Here is a 26232-nt window from a genome sequence, read left to right as displayed (position 1 = left end):
CGGACCCATGATGAGACCGGATATCAGCGACTTAGTTCGTCTGCCATTCGGCAAGAATTGTTTCTACGGGTTTCACGCGTAAAGGATTATCGGGAAGGGTGAAAGTCCGCCACACCTCGTTATAGTGAGCGATCAGCGTTTTGGCCTCGGCGGCGGCACGGTTGGCGGTGGTATGGGCATCTTCGGCGATGGTGATGGCGTAGCCGCGGCTGGCGCCGTTTTTGATGGTGGTATCGACGCAATAATCGGTCGCGCAGCCGCAGATAACAAAAGCGTGAGTTCCGATCTCGCGCAGCACCTGTTCAAGTTCGGTTTTATAAAACGCATCGCAGGCCGTTTTGGTGACGTAGCGCGCCCCGGCGGGTTGCGCCAGTTCAGGCAGCAGCGCAAACCCCTCGCTTCCCTCTTCCAGCCCACCCGCTTCAGCGTGCTGAATGAAAATAACGCTATCGGCAGCGTGAATCAGGCGATTGATTTGCGCCACGCAGCGTTCGCGATCGACACGCGGCGTCTCGAATACGCCGTTTTGCATATCCACTACCATCAGAACCCGTTGAGATGCCATCACCACTCTCTTTTATAAGATGAATAAGAGCTTAATCATACGCGTCAGGCGGAAAAGCAGATATCTGAAAGCGGAAAAAAGTCATTTTTACGCACCGTTACGCTTTTCTGTGAATATTGTCGTTATTCCCACTTTGTTCGCTGCGACTTCGTAGTATAAATACAGTGTATATTCCCCTAATAAACGATGGATGCCTCCGTTGAAACGTAGTTTGCTCATTTTTGCTGCGCTGTGCGCGGCGTCGTGGACCTCAGCCCAGGCGGTTCAGCCGAGCGTTGATCCGGTATTTACTTCTGATGTGGTCGACCGCTTCGCCGAACATATTTATTACGGCAGCGGCGCCACCGGCATGGCGATGGTGGTTATCGACGGCAATCAGCGCGTATTCCGCAGCTTCGGCGAAACGCGCCCCGGTAACAATCAGCATCCACAATTGGATTCCGTTATCCGTATCGCCTCTCTGAGTAAGCTGATGACCAGTGAAATGCTGGTGAAACTCCTCGATCAGGGCGTGGTTAAGCTTGACGATCCGTTGAGCAAATACGCGCCGCCTGGCGCACGGGTGCCAACCTACCAGGGCGTACCGATTACGCTGGTCAACCTCGCGACCCACACCAGCGCCCTGCCGCGCGAGCAGCCCGGCGGCGCGGCGCATCGCCCGGTTTTCGTCTGGCCGACCCGCCAGCAGCGCTGGAACTGGCTGTCGACGGCTACGCTTAAAACCACGCCGGGTTCGCAGGCGGCCTATTCCAACCTGGCCTTCGACCTGCTGGCCGATGCGCTATCGACCGCCGCCGGTAAGCCCTACCCGCAGCTGTTTGAAGAACAAATCACCCGTCCGCTCGGCATGAAGGACACCACCTTCACCCCATCGCCGGACCAGTGTCAGCGCCTGATGGTGGCGGAGAAAGGCGCCAGCCCGTGTAATAACACCCTCGCGGCCATCGGCAGCGGTGGCGTGTATTCGACGCCGGGCGATATGATGCGCTGGATGCAGCAGTTCCTCTCTTCAGATTTCTATACCCGCGGCCAGCAGGCCGATCGCATGCAGACGCTGATTTATCAACGTACCCAGCTCACCAGAGTGATCGGCATGGATGTACCGGGTAAAGCCGATGCGCTGGGTCTGGGCTGGGTGTACATGAAGCCGAAAAACGGCCATCCGGGCATTATTCAGAAAACCGGCGGCGGCGGCGGATTTATTACCTATATGGCGATGAACCCGCAGGCAAACGTCGGGGTCTTTGTGGTGGTGACCCGTTCCGCGTTAACCCGTTTCAGCGCCATGAGCGACGGCGTCAACGATCTCGTCAGCGCCTTAAGCGGCGTGCAGCCGAATATGGAAACCGCCAGCCAGTAATCGTTGCGGGATGTTTTGCCACTGATTGTTAAGGATCGTTTTGGCGAAACATCCCGCTGTCGTTTGCGGTACACTACCTTCTTTCATTTCACAAAATCAGGCAAACCATGACAGATTTAATCACTCGCCCACGCCGCCTGCGTCAATCCGCCTCGCTGCGCGCCATGTTTGAAGAGACAACACTGAGTTTGAACGACCTGGTGTTGCCGATCTTTGTTGAAGAAGAAATTGACGATTACAAAGCCATCGAAGCGATGCCTGGCGTCATGCGTATTCCGGAAAAACATCTGGCGCGCGAAATTGAGCGCATCGCCAACGCCGGTATTCGTTCAGTGATGACTTTTGGCATCTCCCATCATACCGACGCGACCGGTAGCGATACCTGGAACGAAAACGGTCTGGTGGCGCGCATGACCCGTATCGCCAAACAGGCGGTGCCGGAAATGATCGTCATGTCCGATACCTGCTTCTGCGAATACACCTCGCACGGCCACTGCGGCGTGCTGTGCGAGCACGGCGTCGATAACGATGCGACTCTGGAAAATCTCGGTAAGCAGGCGGTGGTCGCCGCGGCCGCCGGCGCTGATTTCATCGCGCCATCCGCCGCGATGGACGGTCAGGTGCAGGCGATCCGCCGTTCGCTCGATGCCGCGGGCTTTACCAATACCGCGATTATGTCTTACTCGACCAAATTCGCGTCATCGTTCTACGGCCCGTTCCGTGAAGCCGCCGGTACCGCGCTGAAAGGCGATCGTAAGACCTATCAGATGAGCCCGATGAACCGTCGCGAAGCAATTCGCGAGTCGCTGCTCGATGAAGCCCAGGGCGCGGACTGCCTGATGGTGAAACCAGCTGGCGCCTATCTGGATATCCTGCGTGATATCCGCGAGCGCACCGACCTGCCGCTCGGCGCTTATCAGGTCAGCGGCGAGTACGCGATGATCAAATTTGCCGCGCAGGCTGGCGCAATCGACGAAGAGAAAGTGGTGCTGGAAAGCCTTGGCGCAATTAAACGCGCGGGCGCGGACCTGATCTTCAGCTATTTCGCTCTCGATCTGGCCGAGAAAAAAATCCTGCGTTAAACCTTCCCTCTCCCCGGTGGCGCTGACGCTTACCGGGGCTACCAACCGAATGCCAAATCGTAGCCCGGATAAGGCGTTAGCCGCTATCCGGGGATCCTCCCCGGTGGCGCTGACGCTTACCGGGGCTACCAACCGAATGCCAAATCGTAGCCCGGATAAGGCGTTAGCCGCTATCCGGGAATCAGATTTTGCGTGCCGTTTTCCATCTTCCGTGATGGCTCCTTGGCGAACCTTCTCTTCTCCTTTAACGTCTTAAATCACATTATAAACGCTGCCTACCAGGAGAAGCTGTGGTTGCTTATCGACGTTATTACATCAAGGGGGGAACCTGGTTCTTTACCGTTAATTTGAAAGACCGTAGAAGCAGGCTTCTGACTGAAAGAATTGCATTATTTCGCTACTCCATCTCCGTTGTAAAACAACGTCGCCCTTTTATCATTAATGCTTGGGTGGTATTGCCTGAACATCTCCACTGTATCTGGACACTTCCCAATAATGATGACGATTTTTCTTCACGCTGGCGCGATATCAAAGGCTGCTTTAGCAGAACATTAAAACGACAACATATCTGGCAACCTCGCTTCTGGGAGCATGCCATACGTGATGAAGAAGATTATCGCCGCCATGTTGATTACATATATATCAATCCATTAAAACATGGCTGGGTTACGCAGGTTATAGATTGGCCATTTTCAACCTTTCATCGAGATGTCCAACGCGGGCTATATCCTGCAAACTGGGCTGGCGAAAGCTTTGAGCTTAGCTGCGGCGAACGCCGATAGCCCCTCCCCGGTGGCGCTGACGCTTACCGGGGCTACCAACCGAATGCCAGATCGTAGCCCGGATAAGGTGTTAGCCGCTATCCGGGGATCCTCCCCGGTGGCGCTGACGCTTACCGGGGCTACCAACCAAATGCCAAACCGTAGCCCGGATAAGGCGTAAGCCGCTATCCGGGGCCCCTCCCCGGTGGCGCTGACGCTTACCGGGGCTACCAACCAAATGCCAAATCGTAGCCCGGATAAGGCGCATCGCGCCGCTATCCGGGAAACCTCGCCTGCTGAGACCGAATCTTCACCGAATTGTAATCTGAACGACATCTGCGCCTTCTACTGTCTGGGCAGGACAGAGGAGGAGTCACTATGTTTAGTCTCGACAACGTTCTCGATGACCTGTGGCCTCAGGCGAGGCCCGCCCCCTGGCAGAAAAAGGTGTTGAAAAAGCTTCTGTATGAAGAAGAGTTCCAGCAATTTGCCGCCCGCCATCGTCACCTGAAAGGACTGGATACGGTCGAACAGGTCCTCGAACATCTCAATATCCGCTGCGCTATCCCGGCGCATGACCTTGAACAAATCCCCGAACATGGCCCGCTGGTGATTATCGCCAACCATCCGACCGGCACGCTCGATGGACTCGCTCTGCTCTATGCAGTCTCCCGCGTACGGCGCGATGTCAAAGTCGTCACTAACCGCATGCTGACCCATCTTGAACCGCTGAGCTCGCTGTTTATTCCGGTGGATAATATCAACGGCCGTACCGCCAAAGCAGCGCTGCAGCAGATGGACCAACAGCTTCAGCAGGGCGGCGTGCTGATCTTCTTCCCGGCGGGGGAAGTCTCGCGTCTGACCCGCCGCGGCATCCGTGATAAAAAATGGCATCCCGGCTTCATCAAGCTGGCGGCGAAATACCGCGCGCCGCTGCTGCCGGCCTGGATCCGCGCCCACAACAGCCCGCTGTTCTACGCCAGCGCCCTGCTCTCCGATAATCTGCCGCTGCTGCTATTAATGCAGCAGATGTTTCGCCGCCGCGATAGCAGCTTGCCGTTACGCATTGGCCAGCAAATCGCGTGGTCATCGTGGCATCAGCCGCCGCTTTCCGTCCGCGAACTGGCGGACCGCTGCTACCGCCACGTCGAGCTCCTCGGTAAAGGACACCCCGGCCTGTTTAAAAGCGAAAGCGCGATCGCCCGCCCGGAAGACCGCGCGCTGCTCAAACGCGAGCTGGCAAAAACCGAATGTCTGGGCAAAACCGCGGACGGTAAGCTGATTTATCTGTGGCAGCGCAACGGCCAGGAAGAGGCGCCGCTGCTACGCGAACTGGGCCGTCTGCGGGAGATCGCTTTCCGGGCGGTCGGCGAAGGCAGCGGCAAACGCCGCGATATCGATAGCTACGATGATGACTATCTGCACCTGATTTTATGGGATGAAGAGGATCTGGAGATCGTCGGCGCCTATCGTTTTATGCCTACCGCCATGCAACTGGAGAAACGAGGACTGGAGGGCATCTACAGCTACAGCCTGTTCCACTACGACGCACGGATGGACGATATTCTGCAGCACGGGATTGAACTGGGGCGCAGCTTCATTCAGCCGCGCTACTGGGGGCGCCGCGGGCTGGATTATCTCTGGTCAGGCATCGGCGCCTGGCTGGCGCGAAACCCGCACTATCGCTATCTTTTTGGCCCGGTCTCAATTTCAGGCGGACTGCCGCCCGATGCCCGCGATTTGCTGGTCGCCTTCTACCGCTTATGGTTTCCGGCGACGCATCCGCTGGCCAAATCCCGTCGCCCCTACCCAGCTTCGCTACCCGAGGTGCTGGCGCAGTTTGGCGGCGAGGATTACACCGAAGACCTGACGCGGCTGAAGTCCCTGCTCGGCAACCTCGGCTGCGGCATCCCGCCGCTGTATAAACAGTACTCGGAAGTGTGCGAGCCGGGCGGCGTGCAGTTTATCGATTTCGGCAGCGACCCGGACTTTAATCACTGCGTCGATGGGCTGGTGCTGGTGGATTTAACCTACCTGAAAGCCAACCGCTACCAGCGCTACATCGGCGCGCATCTCTAGCCGTTTATCCCGCCCGGTAGAACGGCTTATCACCAAGAATTGTCGCGCGGTGCATGATGCGCCGCTGCGGCAGATAGTCGGCGTTGGCGTAATGCTGCGTCACCCGGTTATCCCAAATCGCCACATCGTTCGGCTGCCAGCGCCAGCGCACCTGGAATTCCGGTTTTGTGACGTGAGCAAACAAGAAATTCAGCAACGCCTCGCTCTCTTTCTCGCTGACATCCACAATACGGGTGGTAAACCCTTCATTGACGAACAGCGCCTGCTTACCGGTTACCGGATGGGTACGTACCACCGGGTGCAACAGCGGCGGGTTCTTCGCCACCGCCTCGCGCCAGCGCTGATGCTCCGCTTCCGTCTTGTTGTACTTGTACTCCTGGAACGATTTGCGGAAATCGTGCTCCGCGCGTAACCCGCTCAACAGCTGGCGAAACGGTTCAGAGAGCGCTTCCCAGGCGGCAATACCGCTGGTCCACAGGGTATCGCCGCCGGTAGAAGGTAACTCCTTCGCCGCCAGAATCGCCCCCGCCGGCGGCGTATCGATAAAGGTCACGTCGGTATGCCAGTTATCGTTGTCCGGCGGATTATCGTTATGGGTATCCAGCACGATAATTTCATCCACGCCCGGCGCATGCGGATAGACCGGATGGATATGCAAATCGCCAAAACGTAACGCCAGATCGCGCTGCTGTTGCGGGGTGATATTTTGCTCGCGCAGGAACACCACCTGATGGCGCAGCACCGCGTGGTATAGCTGCTCAAACTGATTGTCGCTTAACGGACGGGTCAAATCGGCTCCGGCCACCTGCGCGCCAATATACGGTCCCAACGGGGTAATGCTCAGACGTTCACTCATTGTACTTCTCCATGCCAGGGCGTCAGGCGGCGCTGCAACGCGCGCAGTCCCAGTTCCAGAACAAATGCGATTATCGCAATCACCGCGATCCCGGCTAACACCACATCGGTCGCCAGGAATTCACCGGCGGATTGCACCATAAAACCTAAGCCGCGAGTGGCGGCAATCAGCTCCGCCGCCACCAGCGTCGACCAACCGACGCCAAGGCCAATGCGCAGGCCGGTAAGAATTTCCGGCAGCGCGCCCGGCAGGATCACCAGCCACAGCACCTGAGCGCGACTGGCCCCTAAAGACTGTGCGGCGCGAACGCGGACCTGCTGCGCGCTTTTAACCCCCGCCAGCGTCGACATCACTACCGGAGCGAAAATAGCCAGATAGATCAGTAAGATTTTCGGCGTTTCGCCAATGCCGAACCAGATGATCACCAGCGGCAGCCACGCCAGCGGCGGTACCGGACGATACAGTTCGATCAGCGGGTCGAGGATCCCGCGTACCGTTGGGCTCAATCCCATGGCGATCCCCACCGGTACGCCAACGATCGCCGCCAGTACCAGCGCGATGGCGATACGCGTCAGGCTCGCCGCCAGATGCTGCCACAGGGTCGCGTCCATAAAGCCTTGCGGCCCGGCAATGGTCAGTAGCTTCTGCAATACCTGCCACGGCGAGGGTAAAAACAACGGGCTAATCAGCTGCAACGCGGTCACCGCCCACCAGATAGCCAGCAATACTGCCAGCGTCGCTACGCTAAGGGTCAGCTGCCGTGAAAGCGGCCAGCGCCATTTCAGCGCGCGCTGGCGCGGTTTATCATTGAGGACCACGCTCATGAGAAAGCCTCCCGTTGTTCGAACACCCTGCTAAGCACATATTCGCGCTGGGCGATAAATTGCGGATCCGATTTAATGCTGCGGCAGGATTCACCGGCGACAAAACGGCGGCCAAACTCCAGCGGCAGGCGTTCCTGCACCCGCCCCGGCCCCGGAGACAGCAGCACCAGCTCGCTGGCCATAAATACCGCTTCTTCGATATCGTGGGTAATCAACAGCACCTGCTTGCCGGTTTCATGCCACAGGCGCAGCAGCAGGGTTTGCATTTGCTCGCGAGTAAAGGCATCCAGCGCGCCGAAGGGCTCATCCAGCAGCAGAAGCTGCGGATCCGCCGCCAGCGCGCGCGCAATACCGACACGCTGGCGCTGGCCGCCGGAAAGCTGCCAGATAAAGCGCTTTTCCGCCCCCTGCAGGCCGACTTTTTTCAACATTTGCGCGGCGATTTCCCGGCGTCGGGTCTTTTCAACTCCCGCCAGCTGTAATCCCAGCGCGACGTTATCCAGCACGTTGCGCCACGGCAGCAGACCTTCATTTTGAAACACCACGCCGCGATCGGCGCCCGGCCCGTCGATGCGACGGCCTTCGAGAGTGATGCTGCCGTGCTGGTAAGGCACGAATCCGGCAATCAGGTTCAGCAGTGTGGTTTTGCCGCAGCCGGAAGGGCCCAGCACCACCAGCAGTTCGCCTCTGTCCAACGTCAGGTTGATATCCGCCAGCGCTGGTTTACCGCCATAATCAGCGGAAAGATGCGAGATTTGCAGCATCAGAGCCTCCTTTTATTTCACGAAACGGTCGGTAACGAACTGGCTATAATCGGTTCCTGCGGCCGGCACTTTGCCCTGCTCTTTGAGGAATTTCGCGGTATCGATAATCGCCTGGTTCACCGGGCCGTTAAGCTCCTGCGCCTGCTGGGCGGCGGTAAGATAGGTATTGCCTTTGACTAACACCGGCACATCCGCCTCCGGCACGCCGCTCAGTCGCGACAGCTTGCTGAGATTTTCCGGCTGCTTCAGCCACGCATCCGGGTTGGCGATATAGGGCTGCTGCGCGTCGATGGCGCTTTTGGCGAAAGCTTTCACGATTTCCGGATGCTGCTCGGCAAAGTCTTTACGTACGACCCAGACATCCAGCGTCGGCGCGCCCCATTGCCCCACCTGCGCGGAGTCGGTCAGCACCTTGCCCTCTTTTTCCAGTTCGTTAACGGCTGGCGCCCACACGTAAGCGCCATCGATATCGCCGCGCTGCCAGGCGGCAATAATCGCCGGCGGCTGCAGGTTGATAATCTGCACCTGACCCGGTTTGATTCCCCAATGTTTCAGCGCGGAAAGCAGGCTGTAGTGGGTGGTCGAAATAAACGGTACCGCAATGCGTTTGCCAATCAGATCTTCCGGCTTAGTGATATCTTTTTTCACCACCAGCGCTTCGGAATTCCCAAGCTTTGAGGCCAGAAGGAACACTTCAATCGGTACTTGCTGAGTGGCGGCCACCGCCAGCGGGCTGGAACCGAGGTTGCCGATTTGCACATCGCCTGAGGCCAGCGCGCGTACGATGCTGGAGCCGCTGTCGAATTTACGCCAGTCAACGGTGGCGCCGCTGGCTTTGGCGAAGGTGTTATCCGCCTGGGCGACTTTCGCCGGTTCAGCGGAGGTTTGATAGGCGACGGTGACGTTAACCGCCTGCGCCTGGAAGGCAGCGAAAGCCAGCGCCGCCAGAAGAGTAATTCGCGATGTGAATGCCATAGTGTCTGCTTCCCCTTAGTTGTTATGGGTGCAGTATTTCCGGCATCAGCGTGGAGATGAAGTAATTAAAAATTCTGCCTAATAGCGAATCGTTTTTAGAAGAAAAGCGGGATTAGATAGTTAAAAACAGGGATTAAAGAAATGGGTTCCCCCGGCTCGCGGTACTGGTAGCCCGGATCAGGCGCGGAGCGCCGCCATCCGGGGGGAAAGAAATACAGGTGTTAGCGGCCCTCCGCCAGCGCGGCGATATCCTGCGGCGTGGTGCGACAACAGCCGCCAATCAGCCTGGCGCCAGCCGCCAGCCACTGCGGCAAATAGGCCGCAAGCGTCGCGCAGGCTTCACCGTGATGATGCCAGGTCTTGGTCAGCGCATCATAGTGCTCGCCGGAGTTAGGATAGACCACCAGCGGCAGCGACGTCAGGCTGTGCAGATGCTGCAGCGCGGCGGTGGTATTTTCCAGCGCGATACAGTTAATCCCCAGCGCCAGCACCTGAGGATTATCGGCCAATACCGCAACAACCTCGCGCAGCGGCGTGCCGTCACTGAGATGTTCGGCATCGCGCAGGGTCAACGAGAACCAGGCGCGGGCGCGCGGGTAGTCACGCAGCAGCGCCGCCAGGGCCGTGATTTCGGCAAACGACGGCAACGTTTCACAGGCCAGTAGATCCGCCCCGGCATCCAGCAGCGCTTCGACGCGCGGACGGTGGAACGTCTGAAACGCCTCCGCGCTGCGCTGATAATCGCCGCGATACTCAGAGCCATCCGCCAGATAAGCGCCATACGGCCCGACCGACCCGGCCACCAGCAACGTTCCCGCCTGCGGGTTTTCCGCCAGATACGCCTCTCGGGCTTTACGCGCCAGCTCGACGCTTTTACCTATCAGCGCCTTCGACTGCGCCTCATCCAGCCCGCGGGCGGCAAAGCCTGCCGGCGTTGCCTGATAGCTGGCGGTGATCGCCACCTGTGCGCCAGCGCGGAAATAGTCGAGATGCACATCGCGGATCAGCTGCGGATTCTCCAGCAGTACCTTCGCCGACCATAAACTATCGGCCAGATTGCAGCCGCGCGCTTCCAGCTCCGTCGCCATCGCGCCATCCAGCAGCACGAACGGTTGCGTTTCAAGGATGGCGGTTAGCGGATTATTCTGCGGCATGTTGCGGCTCCTGAATTAATTTCCGTGTACGAGTCAGATAGTAAGCACCATAACACAGCGCGACGAACGGGATCCCGCACCACAGCGCAATACTCTGGCTTGGGTCAAAGGCCAGCCCCACGCAGGCCACCAGGCAGAGGACAAACCCCAGCACCGGCACCAGCGGATACCACGGCGCGCGATAGTGCAGCTCGCTTAACGCTTTGCCCTGTTGCAGATGGCGGCGGCGGAAGACAAAATGCGACGCGCAGATGCTCAGCCATACCGCGACCACCGCAAAACCGGAAATCGCCGACAGCGCGACAAACACCGTATCCGGCGCGACTACGCTGGAAAACAGCGCCAGCACGCCGCCCAGCATGCTTACCGACAGCGCGGTTAGCGGCACGCCGCGTTTATTCACTTTGGCAAAGCAGGCTGGCAACGTCTTCTCATTTGATAGCGACCACAGCATCCGTCCGGAGGCATACAGGCCGGAGTTGGCCGCCGACAAAATCGCGGTCAGGATCACAAAGTTAAAAATATCCGCCGCATAAGGAATGCCGACCTTTTCAAACACCAGTACGAACGGGCTTTTTTCCACCCCCGCCTGCTGCATCGGGATCAGCGCCGCGAGCACGAAAACGGTGCCAATAAAGAAAATAATCAGCCGGGCAATAGTGGTGCGGATTGCGACCGGAATCACCTGATGCGGGTTTTGCGTCTCGCCGGCGGCGATGCCGATAAGTTCGGTGCCCGAGAAAGCGAAGTTCACCGCCACCATGGTCATCAGGATCGGCAGGCCGCCATGAGGGAACCAGCCTTCGGCGGTGATGTTATGCAGCCCCGGCGCCGGTGAACCGTCGGTCAGCGGAATAAAGCCGAAGATGGCCGCGCCGCCGAGAATAATAAAAGCAATGATGGTGATCACTTTGACCAGCGAGAACCAAAATTCGCCTTCGGCAAAGAAGCGGGTAGAGATAACATTCAGGGCGAAAATCACCGCGCAGAAAATCACGCACCAGACCCACACCGGCACCTGCGGGAACCAGTACTGCATACAGAATCCGGCGGCGGTAAAGCTCGAGCCGAGCGCCACGGTCCAGGTCAGCCAGTAGAGCCACGCCACGGTATAGCCGGTCGCCGGGCCGAGATAACGCGCGGCATACACGTGAAAGGCGCCGGTTTCCGGCATCGCCACCGACAGTTCGCCAAGACACTGCATCACCAGCCAGACCACCAGCGCGCCGATCAGATACGCCAGTAGCGTGCCCGCCGCGCCGGTGGTCGAGATAATATAGCCGGTATTGAAGAATAACCCTGTGCCAATGACGCCGCCCAGCGAGAGCATAATCAGGTGGCGCGTTTTCATGGTGCGCTTAAGTTGCCCACCTTGTTGTTGTGATGTTGTTTGCATATTGCCTTCTTTATGTATGGACGTCTAAACATCCAAATGAAGGTCATTTATACCGTGACGGCGGGGAAATTGCAAAACGGGGATGGGAAAAAACAGGGCGAACAGGAGTAGGAGCATGGGTTTAAAGCTGCTTGGGCTGCGGAGCCTCTCCTTTTTACCGCAACCGCAAGCAGCCTTCGGCTACACAGAGCACACCTCGTTCCAGTAGGCTTCGCGCGTCCAGCGCCGCTCAGTATGTTTTGTCATGGCGAAACCACCGGGTTTCCACGTTGCCGAGATCCACGCCATACAGGCTGGCGACCGGCAAGATCGCCTCCATCATCCGTTGACCATCTTGCTGCCCGGCTTCTCCGTTAGATAAAAAAGCCAGCCAGCCGGTAATCCGTTGCCACAGCGCTACTTTCATTTCTCCTCCATCGGTCGGGTTTGCGTTGTTGTTATTTCAACCACAATCGCCGACGGGCGGGAAATATCAATTCCGAATTTGTAATCCTGGAAGATGCATATTCGCCGCTGCGCTTCGGTGACTAACCCCTTCCTGTAAAAGCGATTTGATTAACAGCAATATCCCCATTTTTATTAAGAGATTTTGGTTATAGATAAGAATTTTTTCTTCTTTGCCGGACGAGGCGCTTTTGTGGGAGCGTGATAAACACAAAACAAAACAGGGATTCAGGGGAATGATGATGCATAAAACTTATACCAAAATCGCTTTTGCGCTGGGCGCGCTGCTGCTGACCGCCCAGGTTCAGGCCGACCAGTTAGCCGATATCAAAGCCGCCGGGGTGGTGAAGGTCGCCACCTTCGACGCTAACCCGCCGTTTGGTTCCGTGGATGCGAAAACCCATCAACTGGTGGGTTACGACGTCGATTTCGCGCAGGCGCTGGCGAAATCTCTTGGCGTCAAGCTTGAGCTGGTGGCCACTAACCCGGCTAACCGTATTCCGCTGCTGCAGTCCGGTAAGGCCGACCTGATCGTCGCCGATATCACCATTACCCCGGAGCGCGCGCAGGTAATTGATTTCTCAACGCCCTACTTTGTAACCGGCCAGCAGTTCCTGGTTCCGTCTAAGTCGCCGGATAAACTGGATGACTACAGCAAAGCGCGCATCGGCGCGGTAAAAGGCACCACCGGCGAACAGGCGCTGCACCAGCGCTTCCCGCAGTCGCGGGTGCTCTCCTATGACGATATTCCATTGGCGCTGACCGCCCTGCGAAACGGCAACGTGCAGGCGATAACCCAGGACAGCACCATTCTCGCCGGGCTGCTGGCGGGCGCGCCGGATAAAGCCAACTTTAAAATTCTGCCGGATTTGCTGAGCAAAGAAGAGATTGGCGTCGGCGTGAAAAAAGGCGAACCGGCGCTGCTGAAAGCGGTAAACGACGAGCTGGTTAAGCTGGAAAAATCCGGCCAGGCGGCGAAAATCTACGACACTTGGTTTGGCCCTGGCACCGCCTCTCCGCAGCCGCGCGCCTTTACCATAGAAGCGAAATAACCCAGATGTTTTCCGCCTTATTTTCACGCTCCGCGGCTTCGGCCGCGGATTTCTCGCATCTGCAGCAGGCCAGTATTACCTTTCGCGACGTGGTTAAACGCTACGGCGATCATCAGGTACTAAACGGCGTTAATTTAACGGTCAATCCCGGCGAAGTGGTGGCGATCCTCGGGCCATCAGGATCGGGTAAATCAACGCTGATCCGCCTGATCAACCAGCTTGAATCGTTAAGCGACGGCGAGATCCTCATCGATGGCAAACCGACCCGCCGCCTGACCGGCAGCGCGCTGCGCCAATTGCGCAGCCGGGTCGGCTTCGTTTTTCAACAGTTCAATCTCTACGCTCACCTGACGGCGCAGGAGAATATTACCCTCGCGCTGGAGCGCGTGCACGGCTGGCAACACGATGCCGCCCAAAAGCGGGCGCTGGAATTACTCACCCAGGTCGGTCTCACGGATAAAGCGCGGCAGATGCCCGCTCAGCTTTCCGGTGGCCAGCAGCAGCGCGTCGCCATCGCCCGCGCCCTTGCCTCCTCGCCGCAAATCATCCTGTTTGATGAACCAACCTCGGCGCTGGATCCGGAGATGATCGGCGAAGTGCTGCAGGTGATGAAAGCCCTGGCCCACAGCGGTATCACCATGGTGGTGGTCACTCACGAGATGCAGTTTGCCCGCGAAATCGCCGATCGGGTGGTGTTTATCGACGGTGGCGAAATCCTCGAAACCGCGCCGCCGGCGGAATTTTTTGCCCGCCCGCAGCATGCCCGTACCCGCCGTTTTCTGCAGAAGGTGCTCGACCCGCTGCATCAGGAGAGCATTGAGTGATGGCGATTCTCGACTGGCATGGCGTGCTCAGCGGGCAGCCGCTGCAGTGGATTATCTCCGGTTTTCTCACTACCGTCTGGGTCAGCGTGGCCGGGATACTGCTGGCCACCGCGCTGGCGGTGCTACTGCTGGCGCTGCGTCTCGGCGGCGGAGGCCCCGGCCGCTGGCTGGTGGCGGCGTGGGTATCGCTGTTTCGCAATACGCCGCTATTGGTCCAACTGCTGTTCTGGTATTTCGCCGCCTGGAACCTGCTGCCGCTGGCAGCGCGCGATTTTATCAACGACTCCCATAGCTGGTCGATTCTACCGGGCGACGTCTGGTGGCTGACGCCGGAATTTCTCTGCTCAATGTGGGGGCTCGGCGTATTTACCTCGGCATTTCTGGTGGAAGAGATTGCCTCCGGGTTGCGCGCCGTCAGCCACGGCCAGCGCGAAGCGGCGCTGTCGCAGGGATTTAGCCCGTGGGGTGAATTACGTTTTATTCTGCTGCCGCAGGGGCTGGCCAACGCCTGGCAGCCGATTGTCGGCCAGTACCTGAACCTGATGAAACTCTCTTCGCTGGCCAGCGGTATTGGCTTCGCCGAGCTCACCTACCAGGTACGGCAAATCGAGAGCTATAACGCCCATGCGCTGGAGGCCTTTGCTGTCGGCACCGCACTATATCTTGCGCTGGGGATCGTTATGGGGCTGGCGCTGACGCGCTTCGGTCCAGGATATCGTCAGCCACGGAGCGCACAACATGAACGCTAACCTCGCGGTGATCGCCGACAACCTTGATTATCTGCTGTGGGGACGGCTGGCGGAAGGCCAACCCGGCGGCGTGGCGCTCACCTTACTGATGGCCATCGGCGCGACCGCGCTGGCGCTACCGGGCGGTATTCTGCTAGCCTGCGCCGCCTGGCGCTACGGCGGAGCGGTCCGTCGTCTGCTATTCCTGTGGGCGGAAATTATTCGCGGTATCCCGCTGATCTTCGTTATTTTCTGGCTGTGGTATCTGCTACCGATGCTGACCGGCGGCGATCTGCCGGGCGCAGTAACGGTCACCCTGGCGCTGGCGTGGTTCACCGCCGCCTCGGTGATGCACTCGGTGCTGGCGGGGCTGCGCGCCCTGCCCAGCGGCCAGCATGAAGCGGCGCTGACGCAGGGCTTCACTCCTGGCCAGACGTTACGCTTAATCCTGCTACCGCAGGCGCTGCGCAACGTCCAGCCGTCGCTGGTCGGCATTTTTATCGGCCTGCTGAAGGACACCTCGCTGGCGTTTATCGTCAACGTGCCTGAACTCACTACCGTCGCCGGGCAGGTCAATAACCGGGTGCAAATCTACCCGCTGGCGATATTCGTCTTTACCGGCGCGGTTTACTATTTACTGTGCTGCGCCCTCAGCCAGCTGGCGAGCCGCCGTTTTACCAGGCGTAGCGCTGACAGGCGCTTCGCAGCCGATTGAGAAACAGCCGGGCATTGGCGGTGAGCGCCGATTTTTGCGACCACACCGCGCAATACTGCGCCGCCGGGAGCGTGGATACCGGCAGCGTGACCAGCTTTTCGCCAAGCTGCAGCGGCTGGTTCATGGCGCGCGCGACGATGGTCAAATAATCGGATTCCAGTACCATCTGCAAACCGACAATGACCGAGTCGGTGCGCAGCGGGGTAATCGACACCTGGCGATAAAAGTGGATCAGCTCGTTTTGTAACTGCTGGTAGTAGCCCATCGGCGACTCCGGCAACAGCCAGCGGGCTTTACGCAGCGCCAGCAGATCGCTCTCTTGCGCCAGCGGATGCCCCTTGCGCGCGATGACGCAGAACGGCGCGGTAAACAGCGGTTCCAGCATCACCCCTTCCGGCGGATGCATCGGGTCGACCGATCCGATCGCCAGGTCTATCTCTCCGCTGCGGACGCCCGGCAGCAGCGACGAAAGCTGCCCCTCTTTCACCGTCATCTGCACCTGCGGCAGCGCCTGCTTAAACCCTTCGGCCACTTGAGGAAATACCGTCAGGGCAATCAACGACGAAAAGCCGACCGTCAGCCGACCGTGGGTGACATGGTTAATCTGTTCCACCTCATCCGCCGCGCGCCGCAGCTCCTCCAGCACCCACTCCGCGCGCTGTAAGAAAGCGATTCCCGCTTCGGTCAGGGCGACGCCTTCTTTACTGCGCAGAAAAAGTTGCGTACCGAGGATTTGCTCCAGCTCACGTAATGTCCGGCTCAGCGCCGGCTGCGATTGCCCCAGTTCACGCGCCGCCGAGCGGATGCTGCCGCTACGCGCCACCTGCCGTAGCGCCTGCAGCTGGTTTAATTTGGGAAGATATTTCACCGCTCACCCCTATCAGAAAAAAGCATCACCTATAGAAAAATTATATCTTCCCGCCGCGCGGGTAAAGCCTGAGGATGCAGTAGGGGATTCCCCCACGACAACACATGCAACCATGAGACACCGGGCGGAAAAAAATGAAAAGTCAGTCTCAGATGATCTTCTTACTGTTTATCGGCTACGTGGTCGTTTATATCGACAAAACCGTCACCGGCTTCGCGCTGCTGCCTATCGAAAAGGAGTTCGGGCTCAACGCCGAACAACTGGGCTACATTACCGGCATCTTTTTTCTCGCCTATTCGCTGTTTCAGGTGCCGGCGGGCTGGCTTAACGATCGTATTGGCTACAAAACGATGCTCGTGCTGTCGCTGGCGGCGCTGGGGATATTCGCGCTGTGCTTTGGCCTGCTGGGAGCGAGCTTCGGCCTGCTGCTGCTGTTCCGCTTTCTGTCAGGCGTCGGCCATTCAGGCTATCCCTGCTCCTGCGCCAAGGCGGTGGTAAGCAACTTCACTCTGGAACAACGTACCTTCGCCCAATCGATATTGCTGTCGTCAGCGGGACTGGCGATGACCATTGGGCCGATTATCGCCGTTAACGCACTGGCGCAGCTCGGCTGGCATCTGTCGTTCACCGTACTGGGGATCGTGGCCTGCGCCATCGCCCTGCTGATCGCCCTGCGCGTGCCGCGCCGGCAACCGACGGCGGTGGTCGCGAAACAGAGCGCCGCCGGCGCCGCCCTGTGGCGTAACCCCACGGTAATCCTGCTCTTTCTGGCTATCTTTTGCGTCAATATTCCCAGCTATGGCCTGATGGCCTGGCTACCGAAGTTTTTTGTTCAGAGTATGGGGATGTCGCTGTCTGCATCCGGCTACGTGGTGGCCGCGGGCGGTCTGGGGATCTGGATCTCATCGCTGGGTACCGGCTGGCTGGTGGGTAAATATTTTCTCAATCGCGAACCGCTGGTCATCGCGATTAGCGCGCTAATCAGCGCCGTGGCGATCTTCGCTATCTTCCATGCCCGGACGCCGCTGACCGCCAGCCTGCTGCTGTTTATCGGCGAAATTTTCCTGATGTCGACCTTCGTCACCGCCTTTACCCTGCCGATGAAGCGCCTGCCGGAAAATATGATGGGCTCGGCCATCGGTCTGATTAATACCGGCGGTACTCTCGGCGGCTTTGTCTCGCCTATCGTCATTGGCTATCTGGTGGAGAAAACCCACGGTTACGCCAGCGCTTTCCTGTTTCTTTCACTGGCGATGGTTTGCTCCGCGCTGGCGGTGCTGCCGCTCATGAAACGTAAAACCGTCGTTAGTCAGCCCGTTATTGATTGAAGGAGTCACTGATGCATCACGCCACTGAACAATTAATTTCCGCCGCGGCCGAGGAAGCGCTGCGCTGGCGTCGCCATATCCACGCCCATCCGGATCTGTCGTTTAACGAGAAGCCGACCGCCGATTACATCGCCCGCGAGCTGGCGCTATTTTCCGGCCTCGAGATAAGCCGCCCGCTGGGAAATAGCGTGATTGCCGTACTGCGCGGCGCGCATCCGGGCCCGATGTGGGCGCTGCGGGCCGATATCGATGCCCTACCGCTCCAGGAAGAGAGCGGTGAAGCATTCTGCTCAACGAAGCCCGGCGTAATGCACGCCTGCGGTCACGACGCGCATACCGCGATGCTGATGGGGGCGGCGAAAGTCTTGTGCCAGCTTCGCGAACAACTGCACGGCAGCATTAAATTCATCTTCCAGCCCGCGGAAGAGGTGCCGCCGGGCGGCGCGCGTGAGCTGGTTGAATTGGGTGTGGTTGACGACGTTGAACATATTTTCGGCCTGCATGTTTTCCCCACCAGCCCGGTTGGCGTGATTACCCTGAAAGAGGGAGTGTACGTCGCTTCCAGCGATAACTTTGATATCACCATTCGCGGCAAAGGCGGCCACGGCTCGATGCCGCAGCACTGTATCGATCCGGTGACCATCGGCGCGGAAGTGGTCGGCGCGCTGCAGCAGATCGTCGCCCGCCATATCGATCCGGGCAACGCGCCGGTGCTGACTATCGCCACTTTTCAGGCCGGCGATAGCTATAACGTGATCCCCGACAGCGCGCGCCTGGCCGGGACGCTGCGTACCCATAACCAGCAGGTACGCGAGGCGGTGCCGCCGCTGATGGCGCGGATTATCGACGGCATCACCGCCGCCCACGGCGCCAGCTACGAAATCAAATGGCAGCAGGGCTATGCGGTGGGAAACAACCACGACGCCACCAATCATATCGCCCGTGAAGCCATAGCCCGCCATTTCCCGGCAGGCACGCTACAGCTGCAGGATAAGGCGCTATTCGGCAGCGAGGATTTCTCCTCCTATCAGGAGAAAATCCCCGGAACCTTCCTGTTTATCGGCTGCGGCAATGCGCAAAAAGGGGCGACGTGGAACGTGCACAACCCGCATTTTCGCATCGACGAAGATGCGCTGGCGGTCGGCATTAAGACCCATATCGCGCTGGTGAGTGAGTTGCTGAACGAGGAATAATTCAGGCGATTGCCCGGCTATTTCACCGGGCAATCATTGCTGATTTTAATAAATTTCTCGTTATAGATAATGTAGTGGTTGCCGGGCTTACGCAGCGACGGCTGGCGAACGACATCGCCGGGGCGCAGATACCAGGCGTCACCCTCCTCTTCCGTGGTGTCGCATCCCGGTTTTATCAGCAGCTTAAACCAGGTATTGCCGGTATTACTGACGCTCCCCGCCGCTTTATCGAACGCCCATTTAAACTGAACCTGCCGCGGGCGTACCACCAGAATGGTATCCATCACCACCACCGGCTCCATGCTGATCTGCCCGCCCGCCGGGGCGCGCATCACCAGGTTGCGGGTGGGAATTTCACGAAACGAGACCCGATAGTAGCGTTCGCGGTTATCCTTCGGCCCGTGATAATAGAACTTAAAATATTCGCTTTCACCCGCCTGCAGCGTCAGCTGGCGCGGGGCGAACAGCAGTTCGCCGTCCGCCGGGCGGGCACGAACCTCATGGCCGCCGGGCCGGTCGATACCCACCACCGACACCCGATATAGCCGCGCGCTTTTATTGTTGTTAATCACCCTTTTCGCCGCAAACTCAGCGTCAGAGGCCAGCGAAAAGGTCAGATTACCGACAGAAATCGCCTGCGCCAGCGGCGCGGCCAGCAGCCACAGGCTCGCCAGCGTCAGCTTAATTAATGTTACGCCACGTCGCCTGGACATGAATCTCTCCTGAAGCGCTGACCTCGCCAAACCAGCCGTTGTCGGTGATGGTGCGCAGCGAGATAGGATCGTCCATGGCAATCGAAAAGCGCACCGTTGTTTTATCCATCTGCCCCACATCGCCGGAAATATCAGTCCACGGCGTGGTCAGCCATAGCGCATCGGTCATGTCGTGCCAGCTATTGTCGCAGCCGGCGTCGTAACTTTTCGTCGCCCCGCTTTGGGTAATGAAAGAGAGCGACGCCGGGAATGGCACCTGCGCGGTACCGTCCGCCGAGCTGAACAGGCAATACGAGCGCCCGCTAATCGCCTGTGACGGGCCGGTAACTTTAATCAACACCTCATCGGCGGCGGTTTTGCCGCTGGTGGTGACGATGTAGCCGAAATCCAGCGCCGGTTCGCCGCTGCCGACGTAACCCTCACGTGACGGCGCCGAAGTGTACTCATCGGAGATAATGCTGATGCTGAAATCACGCGGTTTGATAATCAGGCTATTGGATGTCGAGAATTCATACCAGCCGGATTCCGGTGAAGTGGTGTTATAAAAACGGAAGTTAAACAAGTCTTTGGTGTTGATGTCACTAATACCCAACGCCACCATCTGCTTGAAAAAGTTACTCGAGAAAAAGACGTAAATAGAATCAGAGCTCTTCATCTCGTTGAAAGTGTAATACTGCAGAATGCCGTTGACCGGTTTCCATGAGTTACCGTCAAGGCTGAACTGCATATCGTAGTTACCTACCGCCGATGCCAGCGCAGAGTTACTGATAGCCGGGAAAATGTGAATCGAACTGTTGCTTAACCCATTAGTTTGCAGCGTATAGTTAACCATTTTGCAGCTTAAACCGGAACGAGAACCAATCGTTTGTGTACGGCAATCGGCATTGCCTTCGCCCAGCGTGGGCACGCCGTCACTATTGATAAACACTTCCGCCAGTGAGTGGGTGTTTATCAGGCGTAAGTGCCCCGCTTTGGTATGGGTTACGTCGCGGATATACCAGGTACCTGACGCCTGATCTTTGCAACGCTCGCCTTTGCTCGCATCGTAAGCGACCGATGTCTGGCAGGAATTAATCGTCATCGTAAAACTACCGCCGATCGGCATCTGCTGCAGGTATTGATAAAAGGCATCGGACATCATCCCGTGACGCCATTTCGTCCCGCTCCCCGTTGAGACGCCGTAAAATCCATTAGCATCGGTAGACTGGGGTAAAATCAGGCTGGTTGCCAGGTCGCATCCCGAGTACCAGTTAATACACCGTAAACCCAGTAAAGGGTGAGAGACCGGCGCATTATCCAGCCACATATCAAACCGATAGTTAGCGGTGATCCCATGGTTGTGACCATCATCGATATAACCCAGACTGACCTGACGGTACGCGGTATCACCAGAACCGGTTGATTTTAACCCGGTCCAGCGGTTTGAGCCGGTCAGGCGGGGATCCAGCGCGCCGCCAGGGGTGACAAAGAAGTTGTCATCAGAGTTGTTCTCGACAAAGACAAATTCACGCGCCGGAGCAGCGGCTTCAGAATATTTTGTCACCGCCGCATCAGCGTTCATCGCCAGCGGCGCGATCGTCAGCGTCGCCAAAGCGAGTAGCCACTTAGCTTTCATTACCTTCTCCTGTCTGCTGCACCGCCGCCCATGAAGAGAGACCGCTACATACTACGTCCCCTACCCACACCGCGCCGCGCGCCTGGCTGAGCTCCAGCGCCACTTCACAGGTTTTATTTCCGCCGTAGCTAAAATCAATGGTGGGATATTTTTTATCGACATCCATGACAAATTCACCGTTCTCATCGGTGCGGGTGCGCCCGATATGGTTATTAATGCGCGCGTTCGCCAGCAGCGTGCCGTCTTCGGCGCGGATGCGCCCGGAGACGGTGACCATTTGCTTCACTTCCGGCTCGATCACCGCCACGTTACCGGGATAAAGCGTCAGGTGACTCTTACGACCGCTGACAATGTCGTAGCTGTCGAGCGAGTTTTTACTGTTCTGCAGTTCGACTTCATAGCGGCTGTACGGCGACAACGGCAGGTAGTTGCGTTTACCGCTGAGCTGCACGATGCGCCCGTTAACCTTAGCGCTGAGCTTGCCGTCGTCTTCCAGCCCGGTATTGAAGATCACTCCGGCGTTGCCGTCGGTTCGCCCGCTGGCGGCGATATTTTTCCCCTGCCAGCCGACGCTGCCGCTGGCGGTCAGGTTGGTGTTCACGTAGCCGTCGGCGCCGCTGTTGACGTTCAGCGTGCCGTTGGTGTAGCGCGTTTCGAACTGCGTATAAGCGCCGCCGCTTAAGGTTTTGTCGTCGCCGGTATCGCCGGAAATCGCCCGCGAAATATTGGCGCCGACGGTTCGAATCGCCCCTTCATTAAACTGCTTACGCGCCGAAATGTTGGCCATGGTATAGCCGTTCTGATGGGTCATCCCGGCGCTGAACCAGTTGCCCAGCGGCAGTGATAAATCGAGGGCGATATATTTCCCGGTGTTGGCGTTGCTATCGCCGTTGTTATAGCGCTGTAAGCCCGCGCGCAGGCCTAGCGAGCCAAAAGAGCCGCTATAAATCGTCTGGTAATAATCCGCCGTGTAGTAATGGCTGTTGTAGCGGCGGTCATCGTTGTAGCTGATGCTAAAAGTGCCTAGTTTTGACCACAGGGCGTTCAGGTTCAGCGTGCCGCCGATCGCCCGGTTGTCGGCATCGCTGCGGCGCAGCTTATCGCCGATAACGGTCTTTTCCTGGTTAATCCACAGCGAGCTAAAGCCGCCGGGTAAGGTGGCGCTGACGCTGCCGATGCTGCTCCAGGAGCTGTCGCTGGCCAGCATGTTTTGCAGGTTGATATTCACCGCCTCGGTCAGCGGCAGCGTGATGCGCGTTTCGCCGACGGCATTGTTATCATAACCGTAGCCGGTGGCCGCCCAACTGAGCGTGCTCAACGATCCGGAAGCCGATGCCCCCGCCAGCCAGCTCTCTTTCGCCGGCTGCGTCTTTTTACCGCTTTCCGACCAGCGGTCCATATGGAAACTGCCGCCCCAGATTTGCCAGGCCAGCGGCGCGCCCGCGCCGCGTCCGCGAGTAAACAGCTTGTTGACGCGTTGGGTGCGTTTGCTGACCACTCGTCCGTTGACGATAACTTCGACGTCAACGTCGTAAATACCGTACGGCAGGCCTCGGGTATCAACTTCATGATTCCCCATAACGAAGTTCTGCACGCTTAACAGGCGCCCGTCACGCATCAGGTGGACCTCGCCTGCCGCCGGTAAGAATGCCACCACCGGCGTCGCCGACTGGCTGTTATCAAATACCGTCGAGCTGGCCTGGTTGCCCCACGACGCGCCGTAGATTTTACCGGCCGAAATCGCGGTCATCGGCCCCAGCGATTGTAAGTTCCAGGTATCCAGCATTCCGCCGGCAAAACGGTGCCCGGCGAAGTCGCGCTCGTACATCGCTTTATACAGTTCGTTGTCCTGGTGGCTGGTGCCGATGCCGTACAGCGAGCCGTCGAGCACCACGTGATGCTCGCGCAGCGCGCTAACGCTATTGAGTGACAGATAACTGGAGGTATTACTGCCACCGCTACGCATCTGGTTGTTGTAGACCCCGAGGTTGTAGGTAAGGTTATTACTGAAAGTTTTAACGCTCGACTGGCCAATATCCTCGCTGCGCGACCGCAGCACGGTTCCCAGCGCCTCACGTTTCACCACCAGTTGCAACAGCAACTGGCGCAGACTAAGTTGTAGCTGCGCGGCATCGGTTAAGGGGATCTTCAGCGCGTCGTTGAAAGCCTCATTGGATAAACGTCTGAGCTGTTGACGTGTCTCGTCGCTGACGCGAGCGTTGTCATCGCCCTCTTCAAGGGTGATTTGCCGAACCCGCAGCACGTCGCCATCAAGCCAGATATACGCGGCGCCGATACGCTGATCGTTCTGATTATCGCGGCTGCCTTCAAGATGAATAAACAGAGGAATGCTCATGCCGTCCTGCAAAGCCTGGCTGAAAGCCTGCGGGATAATCACGCCGCCGATTTGCTGCACGCGCTCGGCGGCCATGCTGTCGCTATATGGCGCCAGCAAAAGAACCATGCCGGAGGCAAGCAGCGCGTTCAGTCCAGGGGTGATCCGTCGTAAAGGCATAGTCTTAATCCATCAGCACACATGTCTATTTCACGGGAACAAACTGCTCGCCCTGCCAGAGCGCGACCCGTCCTTTTTTGTCAGCAATATTGACGCGCGTGAAGCGACGCGATTTCCCCGGCATCAGGTAGTAATTTTCTTTGCACTCTTTGCCATCGGCGATTTTCAGACACGGGCCGTAGGCGATGATGCGCAGGGTGGCGTTACCGGTATTGGTCAGCGTGTCGCCGGCAAACTGGTAGCGAAAATTAGCCTGACGCGGCGCCACCACCAGAATGGTGCCGATGCGGGCTGAAGCGGTGGCCACCGCGCTGCGCTGGGAGCCATTGCGCTGGGCATCGCTTAAGGCCTGATCGAACCAGACAATGCGGTAGTAGCGCTCTTTATCATCCGCCGGGCCTTTGTAGAAAAAGCGCACCACTTCACTGGCCTTTGCGGGCAATAACAAGCTGGCGGGGGTCAACAGGACTTCATCCTGTTTATCCATCGGGATCACTTTGCCGCCATCCAGCGGTGAAGAGAGACGTTCCAGATGAATGTTGATTAAGCGGCCGCTGTCGGTGGTATTTTTAATCTCTTTACTCAGCGTGCTGCTGCCGCTGTTCATAAAGGAAGAGATATCGCCGACATCCAGCGCCAGCGCGGGATTCGCCAATCCCAGCAGCAGGCCAATGGCCAGAAGATGTTTTTTCATAAGCGTTCAGTCCATGAAGAGGCAGGGGTATTCCCCCTGCCCGGTGCTACGAGAAAATCAGCTGGTCCAGGTTGCGTCGAACTGCACGCTCACGTCACCGCTCCAGATCCCTTCCGGCAGCGTGCTGTAATCGGTTACCGCGGTGGTGCCGTCGGTGGTACCGCTGATGATGGAGAAGTTAAAGCCGTCCTGCGCGGTGGTGCGGCCTGCGGTGTTGTAGCCGTTAGACAGCGCGCTGAGGTTGCCGCCCAGTACGCCGTTAGCGGTGTCGATCATGATGGTGTCAGCACTCTTTTCTACCGCGGCGCCGTTATAATCCACGCCCACGCTCAGCGTTGAGCCGGAGGTATCCAGCTGAGTCAGAGTGTTAGTAATAAGACGTGAAGTCAGTTTGAAGGCAGTCGCCGTGGTATCGCCTTCAACAGCAACATCAAACAGACCTTTTTGTGAGTTAAAGCCTTTAATCCCTTCGGCATACTGGAAAGCCAGGCTGCCAAGCGGGGTAACAACCAGTTTGCTGGAAGTGTCTTTTTTCGCGGTTGCAGACCAGGTAGCAACGGCCTGAGCAGTGACATCAGCAGCCTGAGCAACACCCATTCCAGCAAACGCCGTTACCAGAGCAATAGCAATAACCTTTTTTTTCATAGCTTTTTCATCCTGAGTTTAATTAAGGACAAGTCGTCCCGGTGTACCACTAAATAAACGTTACATAACTAATTTATAAATTTTTGAATACAGCTTGGCCTCAGCATTTCGCCGATGGGTATAAATAGTTTTCACACTGCAATTTTCAATTCTGGCGATAGATTTCGGATGCATTCCCTGGGCCGTCATTCTGATCACCGTCATTTCCCGGTCAGTAATTTTTTCTTTCTTAATATCTTTACGCAGAAACCGACCATTAATTACATAGGCCAGATCTTTTCTTATATCGCGCGCGAGGTCGACATACACCACGCCGCGAATATCACCGTTGTAATACCAATAATTGGCTAACGCTTCTGACTTTCTCGCGGCAATCAGAATGATTTGTTTGCCCTTGGCCTTGGCTAACCAGTCGTTGTCATAGCGAATAAAGTAATTTAATGCATTGGTACTCAGATTGATAAACAAAAAGTCCTTACATATTTTATCCAGTGACAAATAAATAAGTTCTTCGATATCTAAGATGAGTTCCGACAAGCCTTTTAAAAAATAAGTATCATGTGCTGGCCAAATACACTTATCAAGGGAGCATTGATCGTCCATATACTGTTTATCCTCTTCATCCTGGAATACTACCTTTCACCCCATCGCCGATAGCCAGGCCTGCAGAGATTAAACCTGCAAATTACCCCTGTTTAAATTGGTTATAATAAAACACCAGCGGCATTATTTAATCATTAATAATGTCGAAATCATTTATCGATTTATATTTTTTTGTTGGATTCAAATTTAGGTTTTTTCTGATTAAGTGTCAACAAGCAGGATGTGAAGCTAATTCTCATTTATGTCAATTTTTTGCTTTTTGCAGAAATCCTATTTTTTGCTCAAAAACAAAAAACATTTAATTTCATGTGGTTATTGATCGAAAATTCCTACAATCCGAATCGATTATTATATCATCCAGGATCATAACCCTAATTCATTAGGAATATTCTTAATGGATGAGATAAATGAAGTTGCGAAAAATCTTAATAACACATAAAAGTAAGAAGATAATACCGCAAAATAGCCATTTACAAGAC

26 protein-coding genes are annotated in these 26232 nt (G+C 57.1%); 11 read left to right on the top strand and 15 right to left on the bottom strand.

Annotation, left to right across the window (positions count from 1 at the left end):
* Positions 1-31: 31 nt before the first annotated feature.
* Positions 32-544 (bottom strand): isochorismatase family protein, encoded by a 513-nt coding sequence (locus ABLU86_RS00580; protein WP_162182304.1) that lies wholly within the window; start codon positions 542-544, stop codon positions 32-34.
* Between the two features lie 220 nt (positions 545-764).
* Here ABLU86_RS00580 and ampH point away from each other — a divergent pair, with 220 nt between their 5' ends.
* From ampH to ABLU86_RS00555, 5 genes are all read left to right on the top strand, one after another.
* Positions 765-1925 (top strand): D-alanyl-D-alanine-carboxypeptidase/endopeptidase AmpH, encoded by a 1161-nt coding sequence (ampH, locus tag ABLU86_RS00575; RefSeq protein WP_020079517.1) that lies wholly within the window; start codon positions 765-767, stop codon positions 1923-1925.
* Between the two features lie 107 nt (positions 1926-2032).
* The gene (gene hemB, locus ABLU86_RS00570; RefSeq protein WP_015704537.1) at positions 2033-3007 is read left to right on the top strand and encodes a porphobilinogen synthase; all 975 of its coding nucleotides are present in this window, start codon (positions 2033-2035) and stop codon (positions 3005-3007) included.
* A gap of 290 nt (positions 3008-3297) precedes the next feature.
* Positions 3298-3789 carry a transposase gene (locus tag ABLU86_RS00565; RefSeq protein ID WP_020079518.1) on the top strand — a complete coding sequence of 164 codons (492 nt, stop codon included), beginning with the start codon at positions 3298-3300 and terminating at the stop codon, positions 3787-3789.
* On the top strand, positions 3761-3949 hold the full coding sequence (locus ABLU86_RS00560; RefSeq protein ID WP_139397399.1) for a hypothetical protein: 189 nt from the start codon (positions 3761-3763) through the stop codon (positions 3947-3949). The genes ABLU86_RS00565 and ABLU86_RS00560 overlap by 29 nt, the downstream gene beginning before the upstream one ends.
* Positions 3950-4146: 197 nt before the next feature.
* A complete protein-coding gene (locus tag ABLU86_RS00555) occupies positions 4147-5847 on the top strand; it encodes a GNAT family N-acyltransferase (protein ID WP_015704534.1) in 1701 nt (566 codons plus the stop codon).
* Positions 5848-5851: 4 nt separating this feature from the next.
* On the opposite strand, the gene tauD is transcribed toward ABLU86_RS00555, so the two are convergent.
* The 7 genes from tauD to ABLU86_RS00520 all read right to left on the bottom strand — a co-directional run bounded on the left by tauD (position 5852) and on the right by ABLU86_RS00520 (position 12222).
* On the bottom strand, positions 5852-6703 hold the full coding sequence (gene tauD, locus ABLU86_RS00550) for a taurine dioxygenase (protein ID WP_015704533.1): 852 nt from the start codon (positions 6701-6703) through the stop codon (positions 5852-5854).
* Entirely contained in the window at positions 6700-7527 is an 828-nt protein-coding gene (gene tauC, locus ABLU86_RS00545) for a taurine ABC transporter permease TauC (protein WP_020079520.1), read from the bottom strand. The genes tauD and tauC overlap by 4 nt, the downstream gene beginning before the upstream one ends.
* Positions 7524-8291, bottom strand: a complete 768-nt coding sequence (gene tauB, locus ABLU86_RS00540; protein ID WP_047042416.1) for a taurine ABC transporter ATP-binding subunit — start codon at positions 8289-8291, stop codon at positions 7524-7526. The genes tauC and tauB overlap by 4 nt, the downstream gene beginning before the upstream one ends.
* 12 nt (positions 8292-8303) lie before the next feature.
* The gene (tauA, locus tag ABLU86_RS00535; RefSeq protein ID WP_047042419.1) at positions 8304-9266 is read right to left on the bottom strand and encodes a taurine ABC transporter substrate-binding protein; all 963 of its coding nucleotides are present in this window, start codon (positions 9264-9266) and stop codon (positions 8304-8306) included.
* 221 nt (positions 9267-9487) lie between these two features.
* On the bottom strand, positions 9488-10420 hold the full coding sequence (gene mmuM / locus ABLU86_RS00530) for a homocysteine S-methyltransferase (protein ID WP_047077093.1): 933 nt from the start codon (positions 10418-10420) through the stop codon (positions 9488-9490).
* Positions 10407-11816, bottom strand: coding sequence for an S-methylmethionine permease (mmuP, locus tag ABLU86_RS00525; protein ID WP_348796052.1), 1410 nt, complete (start codon positions 11814-11816; stop codon positions 10407-10409). Before mmuP ends, mmuM begins: the two co-directional genes overlap by 14 nt.
* 229 nt (positions 11817-12045) lie before the next feature.
* Entirely contained in the window at positions 12046-12222 is a 177-nt protein-coding gene (locus tag ABLU86_RS00520) for a hypothetical protein (protein WP_015368101.1), read from the bottom strand.
* Between the two features lie 277 nt (positions 12223-12499).
* Here ABLU86_RS00520 and ABLU86_RS00515 point away from each other — a divergent pair, with 277 nt between their 5' ends.
* The 4 genes from ABLU86_RS00515 to ABLU86_RS00500 are packed head-to-tail and all read left to right on the top strand — an operon-like array spanning position 12500 to position 15579.
* The gene (locus tag ABLU86_RS00515; protein WP_161798765.1) at positions 12500-13312 is read left to right on the top strand and encodes an ABC transporter substrate-binding protein; all 813 of its coding nucleotides are present in this window, start codon (positions 12500-12502) and stop codon (positions 13310-13312) included.
* Positions 13313-13317: 5 nt separating this feature from the next.
* Positions 13318-14136 carry an amino acid ABC transporter ATP-binding protein gene (locus ABLU86_RS00510; RefSeq protein WP_271031983.1) on the top strand — a complete coding sequence of 273 codons (819 nt, stop codon included), beginning with the start codon at positions 13318-13320 and terminating at the stop codon, positions 14134-14136.
* Complete coding sequence (locus tag ABLU86_RS00505) at positions 14133-14885, top strand: amino acid ABC transporter permease (RefSeq protein ID WP_348796053.1); 753 nt, start codon at positions 14133-14135, stop codon at positions 14883-14885. Before ABLU86_RS00510 ends, ABLU86_RS00505 begins: the two co-directional genes overlap by 4 nt.
* Positions 14875-15579 carry an amino acid ABC transporter permease gene (locus tag ABLU86_RS00500; RefSeq protein WP_047042425.1) on the top strand — a complete coding sequence of 235 codons (705 nt, stop codon included), beginning with the start codon at positions 14875-14877 and terminating at the stop codon, positions 15577-15579. Before ABLU86_RS00505 ends, ABLU86_RS00500 begins: the two co-directional genes overlap by 11 nt.
* Here ABLU86_RS00500 and ABLU86_RS00495 read toward each other — a convergent pair.
* The gene (locus tag ABLU86_RS00495) at positions 15539-16447 is read right to left on the bottom strand and encodes a LysR substrate-binding domain-containing protein (RefSeq protein WP_015704524.1); all 909 of its coding nucleotides are present in this window, start codon (positions 16445-16447) and stop codon (positions 15539-15541) included. The genes ABLU86_RS00500 and ABLU86_RS00495 overlap by 41 nt on opposite strands.
* A gap of 134 nt (positions 16448-16581) precedes the next feature.
* Between ABLU86_RS00495 and ABLU86_RS00490 the strand changes: the two genes are divergently transcribed.
* Positions 16582-17775 carry an MFS transporter gene (locus ABLU86_RS00490; protein WP_047042427.1) on the top strand — a complete coding sequence of 398 codons (1194 nt, stop codon included), beginning with the start codon at positions 16582-16584 and terminating at the stop codon, positions 17773-17775.
* Between the two features lie 11 nt (positions 17776-17786).
* Positions 17787-18968: an amidohydrolase gene (locus tag ABLU86_RS00485; RefSeq protein WP_348796054.1), complete on the top strand. Its 1182-nt coding sequence runs from the start codon at positions 17787-17789 to the stop codon at positions 18966-18968.
* Positions 18969-18985: 17 nt separating this feature from the next.
* On the opposite strand, the gene ABLU86_RS00480 is transcribed toward ABLU86_RS00485, so the two are convergent.
* From ABLU86_RS00480 to ABLU86_RS00455, 6 genes are read right to left on the bottom strand one after another with little or no spacing between them, the layout of a single operon-like run.
* On the bottom strand, positions 18986-19681 hold the full coding sequence (locus ABLU86_RS00480; RefSeq protein ID WP_015704522.1) for a fimbria/pilus periplasmic chaperone: 696 nt from the start codon (positions 19679-19681) through the stop codon (positions 18986-18988).
* A complete protein-coding gene (locus tag ABLU86_RS00475) occupies positions 19650-21242 on the bottom strand; it encodes a hypothetical protein (RefSeq protein WP_227503704.1) in 1593 nt (530 codons plus the stop codon). Before ABLU86_RS00475 ends, ABLU86_RS00480 begins: the two co-directional genes overlap by 32 nt.
* A gap of 43 nt (positions 21243-21285) precedes the next feature.
* Positions 21286-23811 (bottom strand): fimbrial biogenesis outer membrane usher protein, encoded by a 2526-nt coding sequence (locus tag ABLU86_RS00470; RefSeq protein WP_047056109.1) that lies wholly within the window; start codon positions 23809-23811, stop codon positions 21286-21288.
* Positions 23812-23836: 25 nt separating this feature from the next.
* Entirely contained in the window at positions 23837-24505 is a 669-nt protein-coding gene (locus ABLU86_RS00465) for a hypothetical protein (RefSeq protein ID WP_015368090.1), read from the bottom strand.
* 57 nt (positions 24506-24562) lie between these two features.
* Positions 24563-25150, bottom strand: coding sequence for a common pilus major fimbrillin subunit EcpA (locus ABLU86_RS00460; protein WP_015704519.1), 588 nt, complete (start codon positions 25148-25150; stop codon positions 24563-24565).
* A gap of 60 nt (positions 25151-25210) precedes the next feature.
* A complete protein-coding gene (locus tag ABLU86_RS00455) occupies positions 25211-25753 on the bottom strand; it encodes a helix-turn-helix transcriptional regulator (protein WP_015704518.1) in 543 nt (180 codons plus the stop codon).
* Positions 25754-26232: the final 479 nt, after the last annotated feature.

Source organism: Klebsiella sp. JN_Kp121 (genome assembly GCF_040062145.1).
Taxonomy (GTDB): domain Bacteria; phylum Pseudomonadota; class Gammaproteobacteria; order Enterobacterales; family Enterobacteriaceae; genus Klebsiella; species Klebsiella aerogenes.
The sequence above is the reverse complement of the archived record's forward strand: the minus strand, read 5'-3'. Positions and strand labels throughout refer to the sequence as shown.